Annotated in this window: 14 protein-coding genes, 3 tRNA genes and 1 pseudogene; 10 read left to right on the forward strand and 8 right to left on the reverse strand. The window is 73.8% G+C overall.

Features of this window, described 5'->3' with window-relative positions; all coding sequences use genetic code 11:
* The first annotated feature begins 90 nt into the window (after positions 1 to 90).
* Positions 91 to 1,128 (forward strand): rod shape-determining protein, encoded by a 1,038-nt coding sequence (locus GBN72_RS19210; RefSeq protein ID WP_151773070.1) that lies wholly within the window; start codon positions 91 to 93, stop codon positions 1,126 to 1,128.
* Positions 1,129 to 1,670: 542 nt separating this feature from the next.
* On the opposite strand, the gene GBN72_RS19215 is transcribed toward GBN72_RS19210, so the two are convergent.
* Complete coding sequence (locus GBN72_RS19215) at positions 1,671 to 2,606, reverse strand: anti-sigma factor RsbA family regulatory protein (protein WP_151773071.1); 936 nt, start codon at positions 2,604 to 2,606, stop codon at positions 1,671 to 1,673.
* Entirely contained in the window at positions 2,603 to 2,971 is a 369-nt protein-coding gene (locus GBN72_RS19220; protein ID WP_151773072.1) for an STAS domain-containing protein, read from the reverse strand. The genes GBN72_RS19215 and GBN72_RS19220 overlap by 4 nt, the downstream gene beginning before the upstream one ends.
* Positions 2,972 to 3,163: 192 nt before the next feature.
* On the opposite strand from GBN72_RS19220, the gene GBN72_RS34175 reads away from it, so the two are divergent.
* Positions 3,164 to 3,328, forward strand: a complete 165-nt coding sequence (locus GBN72_RS34175; RefSeq protein WP_164540727.1) for a hypothetical protein — start codon at positions 3,164 to 3,166, stop codon at positions 3,326 to 3,328.
* Positions 3,329 to 3,471: 143 nt separating this feature from the next.
* On the opposite strand, the gene GBN72_RS19225 is transcribed toward GBN72_RS34175, so the two are convergent.
* A complete protein-coding gene (locus GBN72_RS19225) occupies positions 3,472 to 4,665 on the reverse strand; it encodes an FAD-dependent monooxygenase (RefSeq protein WP_151773073.1) in 1,194 nt (397 codons plus the stop codon).
* Between the two features lie 91 nt (positions 4,666 to 4,756).
* The gene (locus GBN72_RS19230) at positions 4,757 to 5,683 is read right to left on the reverse strand and encodes a quinone oxidoreductase family protein (RefSeq protein WP_151773074.1); all 927 of its coding nucleotides are present in this window, start codon (positions 5,681 to 5,683) and stop codon (positions 4,757 to 4,759) included.
* Between the two features lie 88 nt (positions 5,684 to 5,771).
* Between GBN72_RS19230 and GBN72_RS19235 the strand changes: the two genes are divergently transcribed.
* The 3 genes and pseudogenes from GBN72_RS19235 (at position 5,772) to GBN72_RS19245 (ending at position 7,373) form a co-directional block, all read left to right on the forward strand.
* The gene (locus GBN72_RS19235; RefSeq protein WP_151773075.1) at positions 5,772 to 6,239 is read left to right on the forward strand and encodes a MarR family winged helix-turn-helix transcriptional regulator; all 468 of its coding nucleotides are present in this window, start codon (positions 5,772 to 5,774) and stop codon (positions 6,237 to 6,239) included.
* A 205-nt stretch (positions 6,240 to 6,444) separates the two neighbouring features.
* Positions 6,445 to 6,813, forward strand: a pseudogene (locus GBN72_RS19240) (Rossmann-fold NAD(P)-binding domain-containing protein); the annotation flags it as partial.
* A gap of 11 nt (positions 6,814 to 6,824) precedes the next feature.
* Positions 6,825 to 7,373, forward strand: coding sequence for an NUDIX hydrolase (locus GBN72_RS19245; protein WP_151773076.1), 549 nt, complete (start codon positions 6,825 to 6,827; stop codon positions 7,371 to 7,373).
* 219 nt (positions 7,374 to 7,592) lie between these two features.
* Here GBN72_RS19245 and GBN72_RS19250 read toward each other — a convergent pair.
* From GBN72_RS19250 to GBN72_RS19260, 3 genes are all read right to left on the reverse strand, one after another.
* A tRNA-Ile gene (locus GBN72_RS19250) sits at positions 7,593 to 7,669 on the reverse strand.
* Between the two features lie 168 nt (positions 7,670 to 7,837).
* A tRNA-Asn gene (locus tag GBN72_RS19255) sits at positions 7,838 to 7,910 on the reverse strand.
* 6 nt (positions 7,911 to 7,916) lie between these two features.
* Positions 7,917 to 7,989: transfer RNA gene (locus tag GBN72_RS19260), tRNA-Asn, on the reverse strand.
* A gap of 148 nt (positions 7,990 to 8,137) precedes the next feature.
* On the opposite strand from GBN72_RS19260, the gene GBN72_RS19265 reads away from it, so the two are divergent.
* The 5 genes from GBN72_RS19265 to helR all read left to right on the forward strand — a co-directional run bounded on the left by GBN72_RS19265 (position 8,138) and on the right by helR (position 16,394).
* Positions 8,138 to 8,437: a YtxH domain-containing protein gene (locus GBN72_RS19265; RefSeq protein WP_151773077.1), complete on the forward strand. Its 300-nt coding sequence runs from the start codon at positions 8,138 to 8,140 to the stop codon at positions 8,435 to 8,437.
* Between the two features lie 244 nt (positions 8,438 to 8,681).
* Positions 8,682 to 10,136: an FGGY family carbohydrate kinase gene (locus tag GBN72_RS19270; protein WP_151773078.1), complete on the forward strand. Its 1,455-nt coding sequence runs from the start codon at positions 8,682 to 8,684 to the stop codon at positions 10,134 to 10,136.
* A gap of 205 nt (positions 10,137 to 10,341) precedes the next feature.
* Positions 10,342 to 12,075, forward strand: a complete 1,734-nt coding sequence (locus GBN72_RS19275) for an ABC transporter ATP-binding protein (RefSeq protein ID WP_151773079.1) — start codon at positions 10,342 to 10,344, stop codon at positions 12,073 to 12,075.
* Entirely contained in the window at positions 12,075 to 14,003 is a 1,929-nt protein-coding gene (locus GBN72_RS19280) for an ABC transporter ATP-binding protein (RefSeq protein WP_151773080.1), read from the forward strand. Before GBN72_RS19275 ends, GBN72_RS19280 begins: the two co-directional genes overlap by 1 nt.
* Positions 14,004 to 14,204: 201 nt before the next feature.
* The gene (helR, locus tag GBN72_RS19285) at positions 14,205 to 16,394 is read left to right on the forward strand and encodes an RNA polymerase recycling motor ATPase HelR (RefSeq protein WP_151773081.1); all 2,190 of its coding nucleotides are present in this window, start codon (positions 14,205 to 14,207) and stop codon (positions 16,392 to 16,394) included.
* Here the strand turns inward: helR and GBN72_RS19290 are convergent.
* The gene (locus tag GBN72_RS19290; RefSeq protein WP_151773082.1) at positions 16,382 to 17,599 is read right to left on the reverse strand and encodes an RNA polymerase sigma factor; all 1,218 of its coding nucleotides are present in this window, start codon (positions 17,597 to 17,599) and stop codon (positions 16,382 to 16,384) included. The genes helR and GBN72_RS19290 overlap by 13 nt on opposite strands.
* Positions 17,600 to 17,731 lie beyond the last annotated feature (132 nt).

Genomic DNA, 17,731 nt, shown 5'->3' on the forward strand with positions numbered 1-17,731 from the left:
TCCCAGCGGGCGCCGCGTGCCGCGGGCTCGCAGGATGCCTCAGAGGGGCGCCGGCCGGGCGTCGCCCACCGCATCCGGGAGGTTCCCCAAGTGACCGCCAACCTCGACCAGTTGCGCCGCTGCCACTTCGCCGTGGACCTCGGCGCCGCACGCACCCGCGTCTACGTCAAGGGGGCCGGTCTGGTCGTCGACCAGCCCTCGGTCGCCGCCGTGAACACCCGGACGGGCGCGCTGATCGCGGTCGGCGAGCTCGCGGAGCAGATGACCGGCCGCACGCCGTCCTACATCAAGACGGTCCGCCCCGTCTCCGGCGGCACGGTGATCGACATCGAGATGGCGCAGCGGATGCTGCGTCATCTGATCGGCGAGAAGACCCGGCGCGTCCTGCGCCGCAAGCCGCGGCTGCGGGCGGCGGCCTGCACCCCGCACGACGCGGGCCCGCTGGCCCGCCGCGCCACCGTGGAGACGCTGGTGGGGCTCGGCGCCCGCCGGGTGGAGCTGGTGGACACGCTGATCGCGGCCGCCGTGGGCTGCGGTCTGCCGGTGGAGCGCGCCGAGGCCACCATGATCATGGTGTGCGGGGCGGCGGCCACCCAGGTGGCGGTGCTGTCGCTGGGGTCGATCGTGACGGCGGAGCGGGTCGCTGTCGGCGGTGAGGCGGTGGACAACGCGATCGTCCAGCACCTGCGCCACCAGCACGAGCTGGTGCTGCCCAGCCAGTCGGTGCGCCCCCTCCAGCTCGCCCTGTCCGGCAACGGGCTCACCCCGCACGGCCCGGCCACCACCGAGATCCACGGCCGTGACGTGGCCACCGGTCTGGCCCGGTCGGTCCAGGTGGACACGGCGGCGGTGCGCAACGCGATCCAGACGCCGCTGACGGCGGTCCTGGACGGCATCGGCAAGGTGCTCCGCGACTGCCCGCCGGATCTGGTGGCCGACCTCGCCGACCGCGGCATCATGATGGTCGGCGGCACCGCCCTGCTGCCCGGCTTCGACCAGATGCTGCGCCAGGCGACGGGCATGCCGGTGCACATCGCGGAGCGGCCCGACGTCTGCGCCGTGCAGGGCATGGGCGCCATGCTGAACGGCAAGGTCGAGCCGATGGTCCTCAACCCGCTGGCCGGCTGACCCCGCCGGCCGGGCGGCCGGTCGGGCGGGCCACGGGGCCGGCAGCGGTCGAAGCCCCGGCCGCGGGCCGCCGGGTCCGGGCCACAGAACCGGCAGCGGTCCCCAGCCGGGCGGACCACAGAACCGGCAGCGATCCGGAGAACCGGCGCGGGCCGTCAGCCGGCCGCGGGCCGTCAGCCGGGCCACAGGACCGGAAGCGGTCCCCGGCCGGGCGGACCACAGAACCGGCAGCGATCCGGAGAACCGGTCGCGGGCCTCGAGCCGACCGCGGGCCGCCGGGTCCGGGCCACAGAACGGGAAGCGGTCCCCGGCCGGCCGGGCGGACCACAGGACCGGCAGCGGTCGGAGAACCGGCGCGGGCCGTCAAGCCGGCCGCAGGCCGTCAGCCGGGCCACAGGACCGGAAGCGGTCCCCGGCCGGCCGGGCAGGCCACAGGACCGGCAGCGGTCGGAGAACCGGTCGCGGGCCTCGAGCCGACCGCGGGCCGGCGGGTCCGGGCCACAGAGCCGGCGGCGGCCGGAGGGCCGGTCGCGGGCCGTCGGTCAGAGGGCCAGGTACACCCGGATCGTGGTGCCGTACCCGCCGGTGTGCGTGCGCACCAGGTCCGCCAGCAGGTTGACGGTGAGCAGGCCTCGTCCGCCGATCTGGTCACGCCCGGCGGGGCGGCGGCCGGCCAGCGGGTCGGTCAGGTGTCCGGCGTCGCGGACCTCGCAGACCAGCCGGCCCTCCTCGGACCACAGCCGTACGGTTCCCCGGCCCCCGCCGTGGACCACGCTGTTGGTGGTGAGCTCGGCCACGATCAGCGCGAAGTCGTCCAGCCGCTCCCCGGCCAGCCCCAGCTGGGCGGCCTCGGCGACGCTGCGGTGCCGGGCGGTGGGGAGGGTCCCGGCGTCGTAGTCGTACGCCAGGCGGATCCCGCCGGGAGCGGCCGGCAGGGGCTGGTTGTAGCGGGCGACCAGGCCGTCCGGGTCGTAGGCCGGGCTGTCGCTGTGCCGCCCGGCGCCGTCGATCACCACGGGGTGGGTGACGTAGGCGTCCGCGAGGGACCGCTCGTCGAGCCGTCCGGTGTCGTACGGGCAGAGGATGCTGACCGCGCGCCCGGTGAAGGCGTGGTTGATGAGCGCCTCGTGCTGGGCGCACGCCGGGTACTCGGTCTCCGAGCGGCCCGACCAGATCGGCTCGCCGATCAGGCGGACCCGCCCGGCGTCCGGGTGGGAGTCGGCGAAGGCGCGCAGCACGCCGGGGATGATGCGGCCGGGGTTGCGGCCGGCCTGCTGCATGTCGAGGAAACGTACCCGCGCGGCGTCCTCGCCCAGCCCGGCCTCGATCAGCTCCAGGTTGTACGACGGCACGGCGACGGCCACCGGCTCGCCCCGTTCCAGTCCCTCACGGACGAACGGGACGCAGCCGGCCAGGTACTCGTCGGTGTTCGCGTAGAACAGGGCCGGGTGCACGAACGGTTCGGTCACGGTACTCACGGCGTCGGCACCTCGATCCCCGGCAGGCCGGGCCAGTACATCTCCAGGACCCGGCTGAGGGTCCTCGGCGGGTCGTGCAGGACGATCCGGCGGCCGGTCTCCAGGCGGCGCGCGGCGGCGGCGAGCGCCTCGGCCCCCGCCACGTCCACGAAGGCGACCTCGGACAGCTCGAGCACGTACGCGCTCCGGCCGCCCTCGACCGCTTCGGCCAGGACGTCCGTCCACACGGCACGCGTGGCCAGGCCGACCTCGCCGGCCAGCGTCACCCCGCGCCCCTCGGGCAGGGGACGGACCGCGAGGTGCGGCGCCGCCGTCGCGGACGCCGGGGCCGGGGCCCCCGCCGCGGTCCTCTCCGGGCTCTGCACACCGCCTCCTGTTCGCCTGGTCCGGTGCGCCGTCCAGTATGCCTGGCCTGCGACGGCGTGCGCCGCGTGCCGGTGCCCGCCCGGCGAGACCTCCGCCACGCGTCAGGCGCCGCGACCACGGGTACCCGCCGGCTGAGACCCACAGGCGGTGGGCCACGTCACCACATGCCCTGATCACTCGAGGAGATCCCGATGAGCGAGATCAGCGACCAGTCGATCCCCATGTCCTCCCAGGCGGAGGGCGAACGCGAGCCCGAGCCCGGCGAGGCGGCGCCGGAGGTGCACCGCAACCCTCCGCACACCACGCCGTCGCAGGCCGAGGGCGAGGCCGACGACGAGTCCGACCGCCGGGGCTGACCCGGCCGTGGCGGGACGTGCGCGGATCCGCATCGCGAACAGCACCACCAGGACGTACGAGAAAGCCCCTGGACCGTTCCGGGGGCTTCGCCTCGCGGGGAGGACCGGCCGGCCAGGCCCTCGGACGCCGGCCGGCCAAGCCCTCAGACGCCGTCCGGCACCGGGGCGGCGGCCCGGAGCAGCCGCGCCTCGGTGACGGCACTGCGGGCGCCGACCGCCAGCCGCAGGACCAGCGCGCGGACCACGGCCGAGGCGCGGTGGGTCGGCATGAACCACTGCTGCTTCAGCCGCGCCAGGCGCTGGTGCCTGGTGACGAAGGGGCGCAGGCGGCCCTCCCACGCGGTCAGCGCGGCCGCCAGGTCGCCGGGGTGCTCCGCGAGGACTCGGCCGAGTTCCGCCCCGCCCGCCAGGGCGGCGGTGGTGCCCATGCCCGAGAACAGGTTCAGGCACCACGCCGCGTCGCCGGCGAGCACGACCCGTCCGGTGTGCCACCGGTCCATCCTCACCTGGTGCACCGAGTCGAACAGGCAGTCCGTCGTGCCGGCCAGCGCGTCCAGGACGTGGCGGACGGCGGGGTGGTCCATGTCGTCGAACACGGCACGCAGCCGCTCGGTGCGGTCCCCGGTGAACTGGGCGTCGATGTCCTTGGCGCGGTAGGTCAGCAGCGCGGTGGGCGCCCTGTCCGCCAGACCGAACACCCACACCGCCCGCCCGGCGCGGGCACTGATGACACTGTCCTGCGCACCGAACGACGGGGCCTGCCCGGGCAGCGGAAAAGCGCAGATCATCGCGTTCCACGTGGTCATGAAACGCTCGTCGGGGCCGAACGCGAGGCGCCGTACCGTGGAGCGCAGTCCGTCCGCGCCGACGACCAGGTCGAAGGACTCGCGGTGGCGGCGGCCGGCGGAGGCGTCCTCCAGCACCACCTCCACCGAGGTGTCGCCTTCGGCGATCTCCACCGGCGCGGTGGCGAAGCGGACCTCGACACCGTCCCCGCCGTCCGGCCGGATCCGCTGCCAGAGCGCGGCCTCGACGTCGCCCCGGACCATCGCGGTGGGGCGGCCCGGCAGGTCGAGCCAGCCCACCGCGGGCCTGCGGTGGCCCCTGCGGTTCAGTGCCCAGGTCGTTCCGCGCTCGGGGTCACGGGTGTGCAGGGTGTCCAGGCCGAGGTCCCGGGCCGCCCGCATGCCCTCGGGCATCAGGTTGACGAAGTAGCCGCCGGTGCGGCGCCCGGGCGCCCGTTCGACGATCACCGGTGTCCACCCGGCCCGCCGCAGCCCGATGGCCGCGGACATGCCCGCAATACCGAGGCCGACGATCAACGCCCGCTTCTGCATGACGCACTCCTTCGGTTCGCCCCGCCGCCCGCCGCCCGGAGGACGGGGGACAGCCGTGACAGGTGAGGGGGGAAGGCCGGGCCCAGGGCTCTCACGGCACGAGGACCAGGCGTTCGCCGGTCGTCTCGGACCACGCCCGCGTGACCCGGGCCAGCGGCACGGCACGGGCCCGGACGTCGATGGCGCCCTCGGTCACCGCCTTCGCCAGCTCGGGCAGTTCCTCGATGAAGTCACGCGGCGGGACCGAGCCGATGCCGCTGCCCACGATCCGCAGCCGGGCGGCGCGCAGCACCGCGGAGGGGACCGGGGCGGCCTCGCCCGCCATGGAGCCGATCTGGATCCAGGTCAGCGGGGCGGAGCGGTCGGCACGGGCGGTGAGCAGGGCGAGCATGGCGTCGGCGGCGGGAGCACCCCACACGAAGTCGAGGACGACGTCGACGTCGGCCGCGGCGGCGATCTCGTCGAAGGTGAGCGCGCGGTCCGCCCCGAGGCCGGGCAGCGTGCCGAGGCGGACGGTGTCGCGGCCGGCGGCGAGGACCTGCGCGGCGCCGAACCGCCTGGCGATCTGGACGGCCATGCGTCCGGCGTTGCCCGTGGCGCCGAGGACGAGGACGCGCTGCCCCTCGCGGAAGGTGACGCGGCGGCGCAGGGCGACCCAGGAGGACATGCCCGGGTTCATCGCGGCGGCGATCCGGACGGGGTCCACGTCGTCGGGCAGGACGACGCTGCGGCGCACGTCGATGACGGTGCGCTCGGCGAAGGTGCCGTGACGCGTGTCGTCCAGGACGGCGTAGCGCAGGTGACCGGAGGGGTCGCGCACCACGCCGTCGGCACCGGGCACCAGCGGGAGGACGCCGGCGGCGGAGTAGTGGCTGCCGTCCGCCTTGGCCCGGGTCAGGTGGTGCAGGCCCGCCGCGAGGACGTCCACGACCATCTCGTGCTCGCCCCGGGCGACGGGTTCGGGGTGCTCGGCGTAGACGGGCGGCGTTTCGTGAGCCGTGATGACAGCGGCATGCATGAGGGACCCCCACAGGTTGGTTGGTTTGCATTCCCAATCACTTATAGAGTTGTTGGGATTACAAACAATGTCAAGTAGGGTGGCGCGCATGGTTCCCGACGACTCCACGGACGTCCTGATCGACGGCCTGGTCCGCAGCGCCTACCAGGTCATGGGCGTGCTCACCCGGATCGGCGCCGAGCACGACCTGTCCCTCACCCAGCTGCGCGTGCTCGGCATCCTGCGCGACCGGCGCCCCCGCGTCAGCGACCTCGCGGCCTTCCTCGGCCTGGACAAGTCCACCCTGTCCGGCCTGATCAGCCGCGCCGAACAGCGCGGGCTGCTGACACGCGGCACCAGCCCGGAGGACAGGCGCGCCGTCGTCGTCGAGATCACCGACGCCGGCCGGGAGCTGACCCGGCTCATGTACGAGAAGGCGCAGGAGGCCCTCGAGCCGGCCACCGGCCGGCTCGAACCGGAGCAGCGCCTGCGGCTCGCGGAGCTGCTCGAGCCGCTCCTCACCCCTCCCCTGCCGGCGACCCCGCGCCCCGCCCGCCCGGCCCGCGGCACCTCCTGAGCGTCCGGGCTCCGCGGGCGCGGGGCGGCCGGGGCCTACCGGTGCCGCTCCCGGCACCACGCCGGGCGACCGGCCGGCAGGGCGGTCCCCTGGCGGACGGGGGGGCTGCCGGCATCGACGGCCAGGAGGGTGCGCCCGCGCCGGATCCCGACGGCTCGCCCGAGCCACTGCGCCCCCGCCCTCGAGGAGAGCGGGGCGCTTTCGCGGCAACCTGTCCCTGCGAGGCGAGGACTTCGCCGCGCTGCGTAACGGCGCCTACGTCGCGACCGTTACCAGCAGCGAGGACGAGCTGGACCTGGCGGGCCTGGACGACGTGTACCAGCGCACCCCCTCCGGAGAACACGTCACCCGCTACTCGACCACGGGGCACTACTGGTACCTGCTCAACCGGGGCAACGCCGTCAACTTCCTGCACGGAGCCTCGGTCGGCCCGTTCATCTTCCTCGTGCAGGCCGAGATCCTGGCGGGCCTCCGCATGCTCGCCCGCAGCGACCTGGCACCCGGCATGCACGAGGTGACCGCCGCCGGCCGCGGGCAGATCGCCGGCACCTGGCTCAACTACTTCAACCGATAGGAGCGACACCCATGCCGATCACGGCACAGCACGTGCAGCGCACCCTCGACGCCTACCTCGCGGCCCACCCGGACGACAAGGCCGGCCTCGCCGACCTCGCCAGCACGCTCGAGCAGGCCGGCGACGCCATCGCCTCCCGCGCCGAGTGGCGCGGGCACGTGACGGCCGGCGCGGTCCTGCTGCGCGAGGACGGCCGGGTCCTGCAGATCGAACACCGGGCGCTGCACCGCTGGCTCCTGCCCGGGGGGCACCTCGAGGACGAGGACGGCATCCTGATGGACGCCGCGCTGCGGGAACTCACGGAGGAGACCGGTATCCCCGCGGCGGACGTCACCCCCGGCTCGGCGGTGCCGGTCCACGTCGACGCCCACCCGATCCCCGAGAACCCCGGCAAGGGGGAGCCCGCGCACCAGCACTTCGACTTCCGGTTCCTGTTCCACCTGGAGACGGACGACGCCGTGGTGCTGCAGGAGGAGGAGGTCACCGGATACGCGTGGCGGACGCCGGACGACCTGCCGGAGCCCCTGCGCAGCCGCGTGATGGCGGCCGTCCCGGCCTGACCGCCACCGCCGGCGCCCCTCGCCCTCGCGGGCGAGGGTGGGCGTTCTGCTGTGCGGGGGCGCACGGACCGGGTTGCGGAGAGCCGTGCGCCCTGATCGCCGGCACTTCGGCCGAGCCTCGGCGGGCCGGCGGTCCCCGGAGACGGCGAAGGCCCCTCGACGATCGAGAGGCCTGTTCGCTTGCGCAGGGCGGAACGCGCCTGCGACGGTGGTGCTCCGTGGTGGGGCGGGTGGGACTCGAACCCACGGCCGGCGGATTATGAGTCCGCTGCTCTAACCGGCTGAGCTACCGCCCCTTCACGGCGCGTCGCGCACATATGTGCGCGCCGTCTGCCGCAGCATAGCCGCTCATACGATCTCCTGCCTCAGGTAGGTCCCCTGCATGACCATGACCAGCGATGGAGGGCCTGTCCGGAGGCGGCGGGACATGAAAAAGGACCCCGACGGGGCCCTCGTTCAGCATGCTCCCCCGACTGGACTCGAACCAGTAACCTGCCGGTTAACAGCCGGCTGCTCTGCCAATTGAGCTACGGAGGACCGAAGCTCCCCCGACTGGACTCGAACCAGTAACCTGCCGGTTAACAGCCGGCTGCTCTGCCAATTGAGCTACGGAGGAATGCCTCGCTGCATCGAACGCATCCGCCTGGGTATTCGCCAGAGGGCGCGCGCTCGCTGCGAGACATACATTAGCGCAAGCAGGGGGGTGCTCCGCCAATCGGTATCCCCTGCGACCGTTGCCGAAGCCGAAGGAAGGGTGGCCGACCATGCGTTACCGGCTCACATTCATGTCCGGAGTGGCCCTGGGTTACGTGCTCGGCGCGAAAGCCGGGCGGGAGCGATACGAACAGATCGTCGCCAGGGCCCGTCAGGTCACGCAGAACCCCGCGGTGCGCAACACCGCGGAGACGGCGGCCCAGCAGGGCCGGCAGGTGGCGGGCAAGGCCTACCACACGGTGAGCGACAAGATGCCGGACTCGGTGTCGCAGCGGGTGAAGTCCGTCCGCGGCAGCCGGGCCGGTTCGAACGGCGGCGGCACGGACGACTGGGGCACCGGCTCCGCCTGAGCCAGCCGCCCCACGACCTGATCGGCGACCCTCTCCACGGCCTGCTCGGCGACCCGCTCCGCGGCCTGCTCGGCGACCTGCTCCACGACCTCCTCGGTGACGGCGGTCCGCCGCCGCGGACCCGGACCGGGATCCGCGGGCGGACCGTCGGCACGGGCCCGCGCCGACGTGCGCGGGCCCGTGCCGTGTGCCGTCCCGCCGACGCCAGGGCCGCGGGCTTCACGGGTGGTGCACAATCACCCTCATGGGGATAGTCGCCGGCCTGGACAGTTCGTCCGATTCCACTCGCATCGTCGTCTGTGACGCGGAGACCGGTGCCGTGCTGAGGCAGGGCTACGCCCCGCATCCGCTCGAGCCGGCGCAGGGCGGGGGGCGTCCGTCGGACGTCGACCCGCAGGCCTGGCTGCGGTCCCTGGGCGAGGCGGCCGGCGGGGGCCTGCTGGAGGGCGTGCAGGCCATCGGCGTCTCCGCCCAGCGCAACGCCCTGGTGCCGCTGGACGGGCACGGGCAGGTCGTGCGGCCCGCGATGACCGGGGGCGACCGGCGGGCCCAGACCTCGGCCGCCGACCTGATCGACTCGTTCGGCGGCCGCGAGGCGTGGGCGCAGGCCGTCGGCCTGGTCCCGCAGGCCGCGCAGCCGGTGAGCAAGCTGCGCTGGCTGCGCCGCGGCGAGCCGGAGAACGCGGACCGCACGGCCTTCCTGATGCAGGCGCACGACTGGCTGGTCTGGCAGCTGCTGGGCCGCCCCGCCCGGCGCACCACCGACCGCGGCGGCGCCTCGGGCACCGGCTACTGGTCGGCCGCCACCGGTTCCTGGCGCCCGGACCTGGTCGAGCTGGCGCTCGGGCGGGGAGCGGCGCTGCCGGAGGTGATCGCCCCCTGGGAGGCGGCCGGCACCACCCCCGAGGGGCTGCTGATCTCGGCCGGCACCGGGGAGACCCAGGCCGCGGCGTTCGGTCTGGGCGTCGGCGTGGGCGACGCGGTCGTCTCGCTGGGCGTCTCCGGCTCGGTGATGGCCGTGCACCACGAGGCGGTGCGGGACGCGGGCGGCTCGGTGACGGCGCTGGCCGACGCGACCGGGATGCACCTGCCGGTGGTCTCCACGACCAACGCGGTGCGGGTGCTGCGGGCCACCGCGCGGATGCTGGACGTGGACGGCCCCGAGGCGCTGTCGGAGCTGGCGCTGAAGTCGACACCGGGGGCGCACGGGCTGGTGCTGCTGCCGTACCTGGAGGGCGAGCGGACCCCGCACCTGCCGCACACCGCGGGCACCCTGAGCGGGCTGCGGACGGAGTCCATGCGCCCGGAGCACCTGGCGCGGGCGGCGTTCGAGGGGATGCTGTGCTCGCTGGCGGACGCGCTGGACGTGCTGCGCGGGCGGGGGGTCGCCGTGCGGCGGGTGTTCCTGCTGGGGCAGGCGGCGGAGCTGCCGGCGGTGCGGGCGATCGCGCCCGCGCTGTTCGGGGCGCGGGTGGTGGTGCCGCAGCCGGCCGACTACGCGGCGTTCGGAGCGGCGCGGCAGGCCGCCTGGGCGCTCGGGGCGGCCCACGGCACGCTCGGCCCCCAGCGGCCGCCGGCCTGGCAGGGCGCGGTGGGCCAAATCCTCGAGCCGGGCGACGACCTCCCGGTCGGCAAGGCAGTGCGCCAGCAGTACGGCACGGTCCGCGAGCAGACCCATCCGGGCGCCTTCCCGGCCTGACGGGCCCGCGGGCACGCACCGCAGGCACGCGCCGCGCGCACGCCCCCGGGGCGGCGCCCCGCACCCCCACGGCTGAACCCTGACCCGGTTTTGGCCCGCGCTTGGCTCAATCGACTTGAGGTAACACCACCGGAGTGTCCGACGATAGGCGGCGTGGGGTCCGCACAGGCGGTCCCCTTCTCGTCGGCCTCTCGAAAGTATCGGCGTGCTCATACGACTTCTCAGGGCCCACCTGCGGCCCTACCGCACACATATCGCCGTCGTCGTGGTGCTGCAGTTGCTGCAGACCTGCGCGACCCTCTACCTGCCCACTCTCAACGCCGACATCATCGACGACGGCGTGGTGAAGGGCGACACGGGCTACATCCTGACGTTCGGCGCCCTGATGCTGGGGATCTCCCTGGCCCAGGTCCTCTGCAACATCGGCGCCGTCCACTTCGGCGCGCGGACCGCCGCCGCGCTGGGCCGTGACATGCGGGCCGCCGTGTTCGACCGGGTGCAGTCGTTCTCGGCCCGCGAGCTGGGCCGGTTCGGCGCGCCCTCGCTGATCACCCGGACCACCAACGACGTCCAGCAGATCCAGATGCTGGCGCTGATGACGTTCACCCTGATGGTGTCCGCGCCGATCATGGGCGTGGGCGGCGTGATCATGTCCCTGGGCCTGGACGTGCCGCTGTCCGGCGTGCTGCTGGCGGTGCTGCCAGTGATGGGGGTGGCGCTGGCCCTGATGATCCGCCTGCTGCGGCCGCTGTTCAGGACCATGCAGGAGCGGCTGGACTCGGTGAACCGGGTGCTGCGGGAACAGATCACCGGCAACCGGGTGATCCGCGCGTTCGTGCGGGACGAGTACGAACAGCGGCGGTTCCGCAAGGCCAACGAGGACCTGACCGAGGTCGCCCTCGGGACGGGCAACCTGATGGCGCTGATGTTCCCCGTCGTGATGACGGTGGTGAACCTGGCGTCGATCGCGGTGATCTGGTTCGGCGCGCACCGGATCGACTCGGGCTCCATGGGCATCGGCGACCTGACGGCGTTCCTGGCCTACCTGATGCAGACCGTCATGTCGGTGATGATGGCCACCTTCATGTTCATGATGGTCCCGCGCGCGGAGGTCTGCGCCGAGCGCATCCAGGAGGTCCTGGACACGGAGTCGAGCGTGGTGCCCCCGACGGCCGGGGTGAGCGAGCTGCGCGCGAGCGGCACGCTGGAGCTGCGCGGGGCCGGCTTCCGGTACCCGGGCGCCGAGGAGCCGGTGCTGAAGGGCATCGACCTGCTGGCCCGGCCGGGGGAGATCACGGCGGTGATCGGCTCGACCGGATCCGGCAAGTCGACGCTGCTGGGCCTGGTGCCCCGGCTGTTCGACACCACCGAGGGCGAGGTCCTGGTCGACGGGGTGGACGTCCGGGAGATCGACCCCCGGGTGCTGGCCCGCACGGTGTCCCTGGTCCCGCAGAAGCCGTACCTGTTCGCCGGGACGGTGGCGTCCAACCTGCGTTACGGCAACCCGGACGCCACCGACGAGGAGCTGTGGCACGCGCTGGAGGTGGCGCAGGCCGAGGAGTTCGTCCGGACCCTGGAGGGCGGCCTCGACGCCCCCGTCGCGCAGGGCGGCTCCAACGTCTCGGGCGGTCAGCGGCAGCGGCTGGCGATCGCGCGGACCCTGGTGCAGCGGCCGGAGATCTACCTCTTCGACGACTCCTTCTCGGCGCTGGACTACGCCACCGACGCCGCGCTGCGGGCGGCGCTCACGCGGGAGACCGCCGGGGCGACCGTGGTGATCGTGGCCCAGCGGGTCTCCACGATCAGGGACGCGGACCGCATCGTGGTGCTGGACGAGGGCCGGGTGGTCGGCGTGGGCCGGCACGCGGAACTGATGGCGGACAACGAGACCTACCGGGAGATCGTGCTCTCCCAGCTGACGGAAGCGGAGGCAGCCTGATGGCCGGGCCTGCGGGGCGGATGATGGCCGGGACCGGCCCGGACAACCGGTCGATGGACTTCAAGGGGTCGACCAAACGGCTGCTGGCGCAGTTCAAGCCCGAGCGGGCGGGCCTGTGGGTGATGCTCGCCTCGGTCGTGGTGAGCGTGGCGCTGACGGTGACCGGTCCGAAGATCCTGGGGCACGCGACCGACCTGGTCTTCTCGGGGATCGTCGGCCGCCGGATGCCGGCGGGCGCCTCCAAGGAGCAGGTGCTCGAGGCCATGCGGGCGCGCGGCGAGGACGGCGTCGCGGACATGCTGGGCGGGGTGGACTTCACGCCGGGCGAGGGCATCGACTTCGCGGCGGTGGGCCAGGTGCTGCTGCTGGCCCTCGGCATGTTCGTGGCGGCCGGTCTGCTGATGGCGGTGGCCACCCGGATGGTCAACCGCGCGGTGAACCGGACGATGTTCCGGATGCGCGAGGACGTGCAGACGAAGCTGTCGCGGCTGCCGCTGTCGTACTTCGACAAGCGGCAGCGCGGCGAGGTGCTGAGCCGGGCGACCAACGACATCGACAACCTGGGGCAGACGCTGCAGCAGTCGATGGGGCAGCTGGTCAACGCGATCCTGTCCATCGTGGGCGTGCTGGTGATGATGTTCTGGGTGTCCTGGCTGCTGGCGCTGGTGGCGCTGGTGACGGTGCCGCTGTCGTTCGTGGTGGCGACCAGGGTCGGCAAGCGGTCCCAGCCGCACTTCGTGGCGCAGTGGCGCACCACCGGGCAGCTCAACGCGCACATCGAGGAGATGTACACCGGGCACTCGCTGGTGAAGGTGTTCGGCCGGCAGGACGAGTCGGCGCGCACGTTCGCCGAGCACAACGAGGAGCTGTACCAGGCCGGCTTCAAGGCGCAGTTCATGAGCGGTGTCATGCAGCCGCTGATGATGTTCGTCTCCAACCTGAACTACGTCCTGGTGGCCGTGGTCGGCGGTCTGCGGGTGGCGTCGGGCTCGCTGTCGATCGGTGACGTGCAGGCGTTCATCCAGTACTCGCGGCAGTTCTCGATGCCGCTGACGCAGGTGGCGTCCATGGCCAACCTGGTGCAGTCGGGCGTCGCCTCCGCGGAGCGTGTGTTCGAGCTGCTGGACGCCGAGGAGCAGGAGGCGGACCCGATCCCGGGCGTGCGCCCGGAGGAGCTGCGCGGCCGGGTCGGGTTCGAGCGGGTGTCGTTCCGCTACGCCCCGGACAAGCCGCTGATCGAGGACCTGTCGCTGACGGTGGAACCGGGGCACACGGTGGCGATCGTCGGCCCGACCGGCGCCGGCAAGACCACGCTGGTGAACCTGCTGATGCGCTTCTACGAGGTCACCGGCGGCCGGATCACGCTGGATGGCGTGGACGTCGCCACCATGTCGCGCGACGAGCTGCGGTCCGCGATCGGCATGGTGCTCCAGGACACCTGGCTGTTCGGCGGGACCATCGCGGAGAACATCGCGTACGGCGCGCCCGGTGAGGTGACCCGCGGCGACGTGGAGGAGGCGGCGCGGGCCGCCCACGCGGACCGGTTCGTCAGGACCCTGCCGGACGGCTACGACACGGTGATCGACGGCGAGGGCGCGGGGGTGAGCGCGGGCGAGAAGCAGCTGATCACGATCGCCCGGGCCTTCCTCTCCGACCCGGTGATCCTGGTGCTGGACGAGGCGACCAGTTCCGTCGACACCCGCACCGAGGTGCTGATCCAGAAGGCGATGGCGAAGCTGGCGCACGGCCGGACCTCGTTCGTGATCGCCCACCGGCTCTCGACGATCCGGGACGCGGACACCATCCTGGTGATGGAGGACGGCGCGATCGTCGAACAGGGCCGCCACGCGCAGCTGCTGGCTGCGGACGGGGCCTACGCCCGCCTCTACCAGGCGCAGTTCGCCCAGGCGGTCGCCGAGGTGGAGTGACCCCGGCAACGGTTCGGCCCCACCCGCCTGGCGGGTGGGGCCGAACCGTTCGTCTCGAGTGGGCCGGAGGAGAACGCACCTCCCGCCACTTCTAAGGTATAGCGCAAGGGGGGCCTTGCGGCAAGGCCCCCCTCGTGCCACACAATCGCTGCTCCGCGCCGGTGTCCACGGGCGCGCGACCGCCACCTGCCACGGAGTCCCATGGTGAACCCCCCTGCCCTGCCCACCCGCGTCTTCGACCTGCCCGAGCGGCTGGCGGCCAAGGCCGACCCCCGGCTGATCGCCGGCGACGAGCGGCACTTCGCCGAGGTCGCGGCCACCCTGGAACGGGCGATCGCCGAGCTGTCCGGCCGGCTCGACGCCGAGCGGCGGGCGCCCGGCGGCGTGGGCCGGGAGGCGATGGAGCGGGACCTGGAGATCCACCGGCTCTCCGCCCGGCTGCGGGCGCTGCGCCGCTTCGGGCTCGACCTGTGCCTGGGCCGGATGGTGCCGGCCGGCGAGGAGGAGCCCGTCTACATCGGACGGCTGGGCCTCACCGACCCTTCGGGCCGCCGGCTGCTGATCGACTGGCGCTCCCCCGCCGCCGAGCCGTTCTTCGCGGCGACGCACGCCAGCCCGATGGGTCTGGCCGGCCGCCGCCGGTACCGGTGGTCCCGGGGCAGGATCAGCGACTACTGGGACGAGGTGTTCACCGCCGACGGCCTGGCGGAGCAGCACGCGGCGCTGGACGACCAGTCCGCCTTCATCGCCAGTCTCGGCGCCAACCGGTCCTCGCGGATGCGGGACGTGCTCGCCACCATCCAGGCCGACCAGGACGCCGTGATCCGCGCGGGGTCCCGGGGCGCGCTGGTGGTCGACGGCGGGCCGGGCACCGGCAAGACCGTCGTCGCCCTGCACCGGTCCGCGTACCTGCTGTACTCCGACCCGCGGCTCGGGCACCGCCGGGGCGGGGTGCTGTTCGTGGGCCCGCACCAGCCGTACCTGAACTACGTCGCCGACGTGCTGCCCAGCCTCGGTGAGGAGGGCGTGCGCACCTGCACCCTGCGCGACCTGGTCGCCGAGGGGGCGCGGGCGGTGCCCGAGCCGGACCCGGAGGCCGCCCGGCTGAAGTCGTCGGTGGAGATGGTGCGGGCGATCGAGAAGGCGGTGCGGTTCTACGAGTCGCCGCCCACCGAGGCGATGACGGTGACCACGCCCTGGGGCGAGGTGCCGCTGAGCGCCGCCGACTGGGCGGAGGCGTTCTCGGCGGCCGAGCCCGGCACCCCGCACAACGAGGCCCGCGAGCAGATCTGGGACGAGCTGGTCGCGATGCTCCAGGGCAGGATCAGGGCCGAGATCCCCGCCGTCCTGTTCCGCCGGGCGCTCGCGAACGACGCCGAGCTGACCGGGGCGCTGAGCGCGGCGTGGCCGATGATCGAGGCGGCCGACCTGGTCGGCGACCTGTGGACGGTCCCCGCCTACCTGCGGCTGTGCGCGCCCTGGCTGGGTCCTGACGAGGTGCGTCTGCTGCAGCGGAGGACGCCGGACGCGTGGACGGTCTGCGACCTGCCGCTGCTGGACGCCGCGCGCCAGCGGCTGGGCGATCCGCGTACCGCTGTGCGCAAGCGCCGCCACAAGGCCTCCGTCGCGGCCGAGCGGGAGCGGATGGCGGGGGTCATCGACAGCGTGGTGGCGGCCGACCCGGACGGCGAGGGCGCGGTGACCATGCTGGCCGGGGAGGACCTCAGGGAGAGCCTGGTCGACGACTCGGCGCTGCCGTCCCACGCCGGCGACCCGCTGGCCGGCCCGTTCGCCCACGTGGTGGTGGACGAGGCGCAGGAGCTGACCGACGCGGAGTGGCAGATGCTGCTGCTGCGCTGCCCGTCCCGCAGCTTCACCGTCGTAGGCGACCGTGCCCAGGCCCGGCACGGCTTCACCGAGTCCTGGCGGGAGCGGCTGCGGCGCGTCGGGCTGGACCGGGCGGAGATGGCGTCGCTGAGCATCAACTACCGCACGCCCGAGGAGGTCATGACGGAGGCGGAGCCGGTGATCCGGGCCGCGATCCCGGACGCCAACGTGCCCACGTCGGTCCGTGCCTCCGGCGTCCCGGTCCGGTACGGGCGGGTGGCGGAGCTGCGGGACGTCCTCGAGGAGTGGCTCACCGCGAACGAGGACGGGACCGCCTGCGTCATCGGGGACCCCGCCTTCCGGGAGACGCCCCGGGTCCGGTCGCTCACTCCCGAACTGGCGAAGGGGCTGGAGTTCGACCTGGTGGTGCTCGTCGAACCGGAGCGGTTCGGCGAGGGCGTCGCGGGCGCGGTGGACCGCTATGTCGCCATGACGCGGGCCACCCAGCGACTCGTCGTGCTGACGGGCCGGCCCGGCGGGCCGGCCGCGGGTCAGTCGAGGTAGCCGCGCAGCTGCTCGGCGAAGGTGTGGTCGCGCAGCTTGCTCAGCGTCTTGGACTCGATCTGCCGGATCCGCTCCCGGGTGACGCCGAAGAGCCGGCCGATCTCCTCGAGGGTGCGGGGCCGGCCGTCGACCAGCCCGTAGCGGAGCTGGACCACCCTGCGCTCCCGCTCGTTGAGGGTGGACAGCACCGCCTCCAGGTGCTGCCGCAGCAGGATGAACGACGCCGTCTCGACCGGGGAGACGGCGTCGCCGTCCTCGATGAGGTCGCCCAGGGCGACGTCCTCCTCCTCGCCGACCGGGGCGTGCAGGGAGACCGGTTCCTGCGCGAGCCGCAGCACCTCCCGGACCCGCTCGCCGGTCAGGTCGAGGTGGACGGCGACCTCCTCCGCGGTGGGTTCGCAGCCGCGCTCCTGGAGCATCCGGCGCTGCACCCGCACCACGCGGTTGATCAGTTCGACCACGTGGACCGGGACCCGGATGGTGCGGGCCTGGTCGGCGAGGGCGCGGGACATGGCCTGGCGGATCCACCAGGTGGCGTAGGTGGAGAACTTGTAGCCGCGGGCGTAGTCGAACTTCTCCACCGCGCGGATCAGGCCGAGGTTGCCCTCCTGGACCAGGTCCAGCATGGTCAGCCCGCGGCCGACGTACCGCTTGGCGACCGACACGACCAGCCGGAGGTTGGCCTCGATCAGGCGGCGCTTGGCGAGGCGGCCCATCACCACCAGCCGGTCCAGGTCGTGGGCGAGCCGGCTGTCCAGGTCCGGGGTGCGGCTCAGCTTCTCCTCCGCGAACAACCCCGCCTCCACCCGGCGGGCCAGCTCGACCTCCTCCGCGGCGCTGAGCAGCGGGATGCGGCCGATCTCACGGAGGTACTGCCGGAACAGGTCGGCCGAGGGCCCCGCCGCCTGCGCCCGGCGCCGCGCCGCGCCCGGCTCCTCCAGCTCGGCCGGCTCCACGGGCTCCACGGGCTCCAGCGCCTCCACCGGTTCCCCCGGCCCGACGGGCTCCGCGGGCTCCAGGGCCTCCACCGGTTCCACGGGTTCCGCGGCTTCCACCGGCCCCGCCGGCTCGTCGAACGGGGGGACCTGCGCGTCGGGGTGGTGTGCGGCACGGTCCTGCGGGGGCACCGCCGGCAGGACCGGCGCGCCGGTGTCGCCGAGGCCGCGCGAAGGTCCGGTGGTGTGGGTGAGGGTCTGGGTCTGCACGCGTGCGACCTCCAGGGGGAATCGCTGCTGGGCGGTGCGGCAGCGCTTGCGTCTGTGGGCGACTGCGGGGGCTGACGCCGGGCGGCTCGGCCGCGCCGTGGGTGCGGGCCGGGCGTGCTCCGGGTACTCGGC

The sequence above is a fragment of the Streptomyces abyssomicinicus genome, assembly GCF_008974245.1.
Lineage (GTDB): Bacteria > Actinomycetota > Actinomycetes > Streptomycetales > Streptomycetaceae > Streptomyces > Streptomyces abyssomicinicus.

Coding starts and splice junctions, on each gene's coding strand:
- GBN72_RS34175 (WP_164540727.1), top strand. CDS start 3,164: ATGAGCGAGATCAGCGACCAGTCGATCCCCATGTCCTCCCAGGCGGAG.
- GBN72_RS19225 (WP_151773073.1), bottom strand. CDS start 4,665: ATGCAGAAGCGGGCGTTGATCGTCGGCCTCGGTATTGCGGGCATGTCC.
- GBN72_RS19230 (WP_151773074.1), bottom strand. CDS start 5,683: ATGCATGCCGCTGTCATCACGGCTCACGAAACGCCGCCCGTCTACGCC.
- GBN72_RS19235 (WP_151773075.1), top strand. CDS start 5,772: ATGGTTCCCGACGACTCCACGGACGTCCTGATCGACGGCCTGGTCCGC.
- GBN72_RS19245 (WP_151773076.1), top strand. CDS start 6,825: ATGCCGATCACGGCACAGCACGTGCAGCGCACCCTCGACGCCTACCTC.
- GBN72_RS19265 (WP_151773077.1), top strand. CDS start 8,138: ATGCGTTACCGGCTCACATTCATGTCCGGAGTGGCCCTGGGTTACGTG.
- GBN72_RS19270 (WP_151773078.1), top strand. CDS start 8,682: ATGGGGATAGTCGCCGGCCTGGACAGTTCGTCCGATTCCACTCGCATC.
- GBN72_RS19280 (WP_151773080.1), top strand. CDS start 12,075: ATGGCCGGGCCTGCGGGGCGGATGATGGCCGGGACCGGCCCGGACAAC.
- helR (WP_151773081.1), top strand. CDS start 14,205: ATGGTGAACCCCCCTGCCCTGCCCACCCGCGTCTTCGACCTGCCCGAG.